The 6,968-nt window shown below is 67.0% G+C and carries 9 protein-coding genes; 1 reads left to right on the forward strand and 8 read right to left on the reverse strand.

What is annotated here, in order from left to right; all coding sequences use genetic code 11:
- From AC1D2K_RS26495 to AC1D2K_RS26525, 7 genes are all read right to left on the reverse strand, one after another.
- The coding region (locus AC1D2K_RS26495) for a sulfate/molybdate ABC transporter ATP-binding protein (protein WP_478092292.1) at window positions 1-744 on the reverse strand (744 nt) is incomplete at its 3' end.
- Between the two features lie 13 nt (window positions 745-757).
- Window positions 758-1,654 (reverse strand): sulfate ABC transporter permease subunit CysW, encoded by an 897-nt coding sequence (gene cysW, locus AC1D2K_RS26500; protein ID WP_478092293.1) that lies wholly within the window; start codon window positions 1,652-1,654, stop codon window positions 758-760.
- Complete coding sequence (gene cysT / locus AC1D2K_RS26505; RefSeq protein ID WP_478092295.1) at window positions 1,651-2,544, reverse strand: sulfate ABC transporter permease subunit CysT; 894 nt, start codon at window positions 2,542-2,544, stop codon at window positions 1,651-1,653. Before cysT ends, cysW begins: the two co-directional genes overlap by 4 nt.
- On the reverse strand, window positions 2,545-3,546 hold the full coding sequence (locus tag AC1D2K_RS26510) for a sulfate ABC transporter substrate-binding protein (RefSeq protein ID WP_478092297.1): 1,002 nt from the start codon (window positions 3,544-3,546) through the stop codon (window positions 2,545-2,547).
- The gene (locus tag AC1D2K_RS26515) at window positions 3,543-4,121 is read right to left on the reverse strand and encodes an RBBP9/YdeN family alpha/beta hydrolase (RefSeq protein WP_478092298.1); all 579 of its coding nucleotides are present in this window, start codon (window positions 4,119-4,121) and stop codon (window positions 3,543-3,545) included. Before AC1D2K_RS26515 ends, AC1D2K_RS26510 begins: the two co-directional genes overlap by 4 nt.
- Before the next feature lie 6 nt (window positions 4,122-4,127).
- Window positions 4,128-4,769, reverse strand: a complete 642-nt coding sequence (locus AC1D2K_RS26520; protein ID WP_478092299.1) for a peroxiredoxin — start codon at window positions 4,767-4,769, stop codon at window positions 4,128-4,130.
- A 103-nt stretch (window positions 4,770-4,872) separates the two neighbouring features.
- Window positions 4,873-5,790 carry a LysR family transcriptional regulator gene (locus tag AC1D2K_RS26525; RefSeq protein ID WP_478092301.1) on the reverse strand — a complete coding sequence of 306 codons (918 nt, stop codon included), beginning with the start codon at window positions 5,788-5,790 and terminating at the stop codon, window positions 4,873-4,875.
- A 129-nt stretch (window positions 5,791-5,919) separates the two neighbouring features.
- Between AC1D2K_RS26525 and AC1D2K_RS26530 the strand changes: the two genes are divergently transcribed.
- The gene (locus tag AC1D2K_RS26530) at window positions 5,920-6,567 is read left to right on the forward strand and encodes an FMN-dependent NADH-azoreductase (protein ID WP_478092303.1); all 648 of its coding nucleotides are present in this window, start codon (window positions 5,920-5,922) and stop codon (window positions 6,565-6,567) included.
- 74 nt (window positions 6,568-6,641) lie between these two features.
- Here AC1D2K_RS26530 and AC1D2K_RS26535 read toward each other — a convergent pair.
- The coding region (locus AC1D2K_RS26535) for an NADPH-dependent FMN reductase (protein WP_478092304.1) at window positions 6,642-6,968 on the reverse strand (327 nt) is incomplete at its 5' end.

Genomic DNA, 6,968 nt, shown 5'->3' on the forward strand with positions numbered 1-6,968 from the left:
GTGGGCGCGGCCGTGGAACAGGTTGACGTCGCCCAGGAAGCCATACACGAACGGGCTCGCCGGGTGGTCCCACACATCCTGCGGGGAGCCGACCTGCTCGATGCGGCCGCTGTTCATCAGCACCACGCGGTCGGCCACCTCGAGCGCCTCTTCCTGGTCGTGGGTGACGAAAATGCTGGTGACATGCAGTTCGTCGTGCAGGCGGCGCAGCCAGCGGCGCAGTTCCTTGCGCACCTTGGCGTCGAGCGCGCCGAAGGGCTCGTCGAGCAGCAGCACCTTGGGCTCGACCGCCAGCGCCCGGGCCAGCGCGATGCGCTGGCGCTGGCCACCGGACAACTGCGCCRGATAGCGGTCGGCCAGCCAGTCGAGCTGCACCAGCTTCAGCAGCTCATGCACCTTGGCCTTGATCTGCGTCTCGCTCGGACGCTGGCCACGCGGCTTGACCCGCAGGCCGAAGGCGACGTTCTCGAACACCGTCATGTGGCGAAACAGCGCGTAGTGCTGGAACACGAAGCCGACCTGCCGCTCGCGCACATGGACGTCGGTGGTGTCCTCGCCCGAGAACAGGATGCTGCCCGCGCCGGCGGTTTCCAGGCCCGCGATGATGCGCAGCAGCGTGGTCTTGCCGCAGCCCGAAGGCCCCAGCAGCGCGACCAGTTCGCCAGAGGCGACATCCAGGCTGACGTCGCGCAAGGCGTGGAAATCACCGAACTGCTTGCTGACGTTTCTGATTTCGATGCTCATGGTTTCTCTCTTTTCAGGTCGCCGGCGTCGGCCGCTCCGGCGGCAGCTCGGCGATCGCCTTCATCTCGCGCTCGTGGCGCCATTCGATGACCGACTTGATCACCAGCGTGACGAGCGCCAGGATGGCCAGCAGCGAGGCCACCGCGAAGGCGGCCACCGACTGGTATTCGTTGTAGAGCACTTCGACGTGCAGCGGCATGGTGTTGGTCTGGCCGCGGATGTGGCCCGACACCACCGACACCGCGCCGAACTCGCCCATCGCGCGTGCGTTGCACAGGATCACGCCGTAGAGCAGCCCCCACTTGATGTTGGGCAGCGTCACGCGCCAGAAGGTCTGCCAGCCGGTGGCGCCGAGCACGATCGCGGCCTGCTCCTCTTCCGTGCCCTGGGCCTGCATCAGCGGGATCAGCTCGCGCGCGATGAACGGGAAGGTCACGAACACGGTCGCCAGCACGATGCCGGGCACCGCGAAGATGATCTTGATGTCGTGCGCCTGCAGCCAGGGGCCGAACCAGCCCTGGGCCCCGAACACCAGCACATAGATCAGGCCCGCCACCACCGGCGAGACCGCGAACGGCAGATCGACCAGGGTCGTGAGGAAGGCCTTGCCGCGGAACTCGAACTTGGCGATCGCCCAGGCGGCGGCAACGCCGAACACCAGGTTCATCGGCACCGCGATCGCGGCCGTGAGCAGGGTCAGGCGGATCGCGCTCCAGGCGTCGGGCTCCTTCAGCGCCTCGACGTAGGCGCCGAAGCCCTTGCGCAGCGCTTCGGCCGCGACCGCAGCCAGCGGCAGCACCAGGAACAGGAACATGAAGGCCAGCGCGACGCCGATCAGGGTGCGACGCACCCAGGCCGACTCGGTGGTGCCGGCCTGCGCGCGGCGGATGGTCCTCGAAGACGCGCTCATTGTGTGGCCTCCGAGCGGCGCCGCTTCCAGCCCTGCAGCCCGTTGATGACCAGCAGCAGCACGARGGAGATCACCAGCATCACCAGCGCGACCGCGGTGGCACCCGCGTAGTCGTACTGCTCGAGCTTGCCGATGATGATCAAGGGCGTGATCTCCGAGATCATCGGCATGTTGCCGGCGATGAAGATCACCGAGCCGTATTCGCCGATCGCGCGCGCGAAAGCCATCGCGAATCCGGTCAGCAGCGCCGGCGTGATCGAGGGCAGGATCACCTTGGTGAAGGTCTGCAGCCGGGTGGCGCCGAGGCTGGTGGCCGCTTCTTCGAGTTCCTTTTCGGTGTCTTCGAGCACCGGCTGCACCGTGCGCACCACGAACGGCAGCCCGATGAAGATCAGCGCGATCACCACGCCCGCGGGCGTGAAGGCCAGCTTGATGCCCAGCGGCTCGAGGAACTGGCCGACCCATCCGTTGCCGGCCAGGAGTGCCGTCAGCGAGATGCCCGCGACAGCGGTGGGCAGCGCGAACGGCAGATCGACCAATGCATCGATGATCCGCTTGCCCGGAAACTTGTAGCGCACCAGCACCCACGCCACGAGCAGGCCGAACACCAGGTTCACCAGGGCCGCGATCAGCGAGGCGCCGAAGGTCAGGCGGTACGAGGCCATCACGCGCGGCGAGGTGACCGCCACCCAGAACTGATCCCAGCTCATGCCGACGGTCTTGATCACCAGCGCCGACAGCGGGATCAGCACGATCAGGCTCAGGTAGAGCACCGAGAAGCCGAGCGTCACGTGGAAGCCCGGCAGCACGCGCCGCGACACGCCGGTAGCGCCTGCGCGCGCGAGCGGCGCCGCCGCGGACGGCAGCGCCGAAGTAGCAGCACCGCTCATTTATTTGGCGCCGGGCGTGTAGAGCTTGTCGAACTGCCCGCCGTCGTTGAAGTGCACCTTCTGCGCTTCGCCGAGGCTGCCGAACAGTTCCTGCACCGTGAAGAGCTGTAGCGGCTTGAAAGTCGCGGCATTCTTCTTGAGCACCGCTTCCGAACGCGGGCGCAGCGCATGCTTGGCTGCAATCTCCTGCCCCTCGTCCGAGTACAGGTAGTCGAGGTAGGCCTTGGCGAGTTCGCCGCTGCCCTTCTTGTTGACCGTGCGCTCGACGATCGCGACCGGGTTCTCGGCCAGGATGCTGATCGAGGGGTACACCGCATCGACCTTGCCCGCACCGAACTCGCGGTCGATCGACAGCACTTCGGATTCGAAGGTGATCAGCACGTCGCCGATGCTGCGCTGCAGGAAGGCGGTGGTCGCGTCGCGGCCGCCACGGGCCAGGATCGGCACGTTCTTGAACAGCTTGCCGACGAACTCGGCCGCCTGGGCGTCGGTGCCGCCCTTCTTCTTCACGTAGCCCCAGGCCGCGAGATAGGCGTAGCGGCCGTTGCCACCGGTCTTGGGGTTCACGACCACGACCTGCACGCCGGGCTTGATCAGGTCGTCCCAGTCCTTGATGCCCTTCGGGTTGCCATTGCGGGTCAGGAACAGCATGGTCGAAGTGGTCGGCGATGCGTTGTACGGGAAGCGCTTGGGCCAGTCCTTGGCGACCACGCCCGCGTTGGCCAGGAAGTCGATGTCGGTCGAGGTGTTCATGGTCACCACATCGGCATCCAGGCCGTCGGCGACCGCGCGCGCCTGGGCGCTGGAGCCGCCGTGCGCCTGGTCGATCTTGACGTCCTTGCCCGTGGTCTTCTTGTAGTGCGCCACGAAGGCCGGGTTGTAGTCCTTGTAGAACTCGCGCGCGACGTCGTAGGAGGCGTTGAGCAGCGTCGACTGCGCGCAAGCCAGGCCGCTGGCGGCGAGCACCAGGGTGCCGATGAGGGTCTTGAATCTGGAAGTCATAGGTTCACGAAAGGTTCTAGTTTTCGGTGGGCGGCCATCAGCGTGGTCGGCTCGTCCGTCAGCGATTGGAGCAGCGCCAGGCCCAAAGGCCAGTCGCCGTGCCCGGATTCGATGTTGATGTGGCCGGCATTCTGCATCCGAACGAATTCGCTGCCCCAGGCCCGGGCATAGGCGCCCGCCAGCCGCACCGGGCAGAACGGGTCGTTGCTGCTCGCCACGAGGATGCTGCGGTAGGGCAGCTTGGCGAAAGGCACGGGAGCGAAATCGGTCAGCGCGGCGCGCCGCTCGGGGTCGGCCGGCGCCACCAGCAGCGCGCCGCCGATGCGCGCCGCGGCCGCCTCCGGCAGGTGCGTGGTGGCGATGCAGCCGAGGCTGTGGGCGACGATCACCACCGGGCCCGGGCACTCGAGCACCAGCCTCTCGAGCGCGCCCACCCAGGCGGCCCGGCTCGGCGTGATCCAGTCGTCCTGGACCACGCGCACGGCGCCCTGCATGCGCTCGGCCCAGAGGCTCTGCCAATGGCCGGGGCCGGAATCGCGCCAGCCCGGCACGATGACAATGGTCGGCTTGGTCACGCAGGCTTATTTGTTCGGCTGAGGCGTCAGGCGCAGGTACGGGCGCACCGCCTTGAAGCCCTTCGGGAAGCGCTCGGCCAGTTCGGCCGGGTCCTGCAGGCTCGGGATGATGACGACGTCGTCGCCGTCCTTCCAGTTCACGGGCGTGGCCACCTTGTGGCTGTCGGTCAGCTGCAGCGAATCGATCACGCGCAGGATCTCGTCGAAATTGCGGCCGGTGCTCGCCGGGTAGGTCAGCGTGGTGCGGATCGTCTTCTTCGGGTCGATGATGAAGACGCTGCGCACGGTCGCGGTGGTCGACGCGTTCGGGTGGATCATGTCGTACAGGTCCGCCACCGTGCGGTCGGCGTCGGCCAGGATCGGGAAGTCGACGGTGGTGTTCTGCGTCTCGTTGATGTCGCCGATCCATTCCTTGTGCTTGTCCGCCGGATCGATGCTGATCGCGATCGGTTTCACGCCGCGCTTGGCGAATTCGCCCGACAGCGCCGCGGTCTTGCCCAGTTCGGTGGCGCACACCGGCGTGAAGTCGGCCGGATGGGAGAACAGCACCACCCACGAATCGCCGGCCCACCGATGGAAGTCGATCGCGCCTTCGCTGGAGTCCTGGGTGAAATTGGGGGCGGTGTCGCCGAGTCGCAGGGTGGCCATGTTCGTTGGTTCTTGCTGGGATGGGCCGCCATTCTGCAAACCATCGCTTAAATGACAAACGAATATCTACTTGTTTGAATATGAGCTTTTGGACATAAGCGTCCTATTCCATCAAGTGGTGCGGTTCGGCGCCGTCCAGGTTTTCGACCAGGAAATCGATCAGCCGGCGCACCGCCGGCACCAGGGCGCGCCGCGCGGGGAACACGGCGTGGYAGATCCCGGGCGCCGGCCCCCAGCCCGGCAGCACCTCGAGCAGCTTGCCGGCGTTGATTTCCCGGCGGCACATGTAGTCGGGCAGCACCGACGCGCCGGTCCCCTGCACCACCGCGAACTTGAGCGTCAGCAGGTCGTCGGCCACGTAGCGCGGCGTGTGGGTGTGGACGAGCACCTTGCCGTGGGGCCCCTCGAGCCGCCAGCTGGCGCGGCCATCGCCGGTCGACATCGCGACGGTGTCGAGCTTTTCCAGGTCCGCCGGCGTCGCCACCGGCCCCTGCCGCTGCAGCAGATCCGGGCTCGCCACCAGGATGCCGCGGCTGACGCCGAAATTCTTGGCCACCAGCGTCGCGCTGTCCTCGATCGCCGGGCGCACGCGCAAGGCCAGGTCGACCCCCTCCTCGACCGGGTCGACCGGCCGGTTCATCACGCGCATCTCGACCCGGACCTGCGGATAGCGCCGAAGGAACTCGGGCAGCAGCGGACCGACGCTGCTCTGCGCCAGCGTGACCGGACAACTCAGGCGCACCGTGCCGCTCGGCTCGGTCTGGACCTGTGCGACCGCCTCGGAAGCCGCCTGCGCCGCGTCGCGCATCGCGGCGCAATGCTTGAGGTAGATCTCGCCCGCCGGCGTCAGGGACAGCCGCCGGGTGCTGCGCTGCATCAGCTGGACACCGAGCTGAGCTTCGAGCTCGGCCACCCGCCGCGACAGGCGGGACTTGGGGATGCCGAGCGCCCGGCTGGCGGCCGCGAAGCCTCCGCGCTCGGCCACCTCGGCGAAGAACACCATGTCGTTCAGGTCTTGCACGGGATGACTGTCCTATTTTTGGAACGAAGTAAGCCATTTTTACAGACTTATCATTCAATCGCCACAAAAATAGAATACTTCCAACGCCGACCGATTTCAGTGCCGGCGCTTTCAAGGAAAGCATTGATCATGAAGCTCCTGCACGTCGATTCCAGCGTCCTCGGTGGCCATTCCGTCTCCCGCCAACTCACGGCCGAAGTGGTGGCCGACTGGCGCAAGCTCCACCCGAACACGACCGTCGATTACCTCGACCTCGCGGTGGACACCCCCAACCATTTCAGCGCCGATGCGCTCGGCATCAAGGTCGGCGTCCAGGCCGAGCCCACCGAAGCCCAGCGCCGCGAGAACGAAGTCTCCGAGCGCCTGGTGAGCCAGTTCCTGGCGGCCGACGTGATCGTCGTCGGCGCCCCGCTCTACAACTTCACGGTGCCGACCCAGCTCAAGGCCTGGATCGACCGCCTGGCGCAGACCGGCCGCACCTTCAAGTACACCGACAAGGGCCCCGTCGGCCTCGCGACCGGCAAGACCGTGATCGTGGCTTCGAGCCGCGGCGGCATGTACTCGACCAGCGAAGGCGGCCAGGCGATGGAGCACCAGGAGAGCTACCTGAAGGTGGTCTTCGGCTTCTTCGGCATCACCGACGTGCGCTTCGTGCGCGCCGAAGGCGTCGGCATGGGCGATGCCGCCAAGGCTGCGGCGCTCGCCGCCGCGCGCGCCGACATCGCCGTGGCGACCGGTAAGGCGGCGAATCAGGACCAGGCCACCCTGGCGGCCTGATTCGGATCGGACGCTTGCGCGTCCGCATCAAGGAAGGGGCGGTCCGCATCCGAGCGACCCGCCCCTTTTGGCGTTTACTTCCCCGTGTGGGTTTTGATCCAGGCTACGTACCTGTCGACCCAGCCCTGCAGGAATTGCTTGCTGCCTTCGGCGATATGGCCCTTGTCGTCGAACAGGCCCTCCTTGTTCTGCAGGAAGACTTCGGGCTGGCCGAGCGTCGGCACGTCCAGGTAGGCCAGGATGCCGCGCAGATGCTGTTGCGCGACGGCGGTGCCGACGGCGCCGACCGACACGCCGACCACGCCCGCCGGCTTGCCGGCCCAGGCGCTCTGGCCGTAGGGCCGCGAGGCGTTGTCGAGTGCGTTCTTGAGGACGCCCGGAACCGAGCGGTTGTATTCGGG

The organism is Variovorax sp. P1_H12_2 (genome assembly GCF_056405335.1).